Here is a 932-nt window from a genome sequence, read left to right on the forward strand (position 1 = left end):
CTCGACCTCTCCCGGCCGGGCCGCGGCCGGCTCGCCCCGCTCGTCCCGGCCCCGCGACCGGATGGGCGGGGCCGCCCGGCCACCCGCCCGGATCAGGGAGTTCTTCGACGGCTTCACGCTGGTGGAGCCGGGCATGGTGCACGCCGCCGACTGGCGTCCCGACCGGCCCCGGCTGGCCGGCGAGCCGACGACCGCCTCCTACCTCATGGCCGGGGTCGGCTGGAAGGGGCCGGGAGACTGACCCCGTTCCCCCGGCCCCGTTCCCCGGGCCCGGCGGGCGACCTGCGCCCGGCGAGGTGTAACGCCGCGTGAGCTGTCAATAACCACAGGTAGTGGGATGGCTCGCGGTCCGGGGGAGGCACGCCATGCGTCGACGGCAGTTCTTCGCGCTGGGGCTCGGCGTGACCGCGTGCGCCACCGGATGCGGCACCTGGCCGGGCTCGGCCGGAGCGGTGCGGTTGCCGTTCTCCGTCACGCCCGGCGGCGATCGGTGGGCGGGCGTCGCGCAGGCGCTCACGAGGGCCGCCTGGCAGGCCGGGTTCATGCTGTCCGGACAGCGACAGGCCACCCCGATCACCATCACCGGGCTGCCCGCGCTGGCCGCCGCCGAGATCGACGCCGGCCCCAGCCCCTTCGCCGGCACGACCCCGCTGGCCAGGCTCACCGGAGAGGTCGAGGTCGTGGTCGTGCCCGCGAGCTCCCCCTTCAGGCATTTCGACGACTTCGGCGCCCACCTGCTCGCCCACCCCGAGCGGACGCTGCTCGCCGGCGGGCCGGACGGCGAGCCGGACCACCTGCTGTTCGGGCTGATCGCGCGGGGGCTGGGCGCCGACACCCGGCGGGTCGACTACACCGGCTACCCCAGCGCCGCCGAGGTCGCCGGCGCGCTGCTCGGCGGCAGTGCCATGGCCGCCGCCGGCACCCTGCGCCAG

Annotated in this window: 1 protein-coding gene and 1 pseudogene; both read left to right on the forward strand. The window is 76.8% G+C overall.

Annotation, left to right across the window (positions count from 1 at the left end):
* Positions 1–241, forward strand: a 241-nt coding sequence (locus tag DQW85_RS22165; protein ID WP_205315313.1) for an SAM-dependent methyltransferase, incomplete at its 5' end; no start/stop codon positions are given.
* A gap of 124 nt (positions 242–365) precedes the next feature.
* Positions 366–932, forward strand: a pseudogene (locus tag DQW85_RS22170) (hypothetical protein); the annotation flags it as partial.

It is taken from the genome of Nonomuraea lactucae, assembly GCF_003313395.1.
Taxonomy (GTDB): Bacteria; Actinomycetota; Actinomycetes; order Streptosporangiales; family Streptosporangiaceae; genus Nonomuraea; species Nonomuraea lactucae.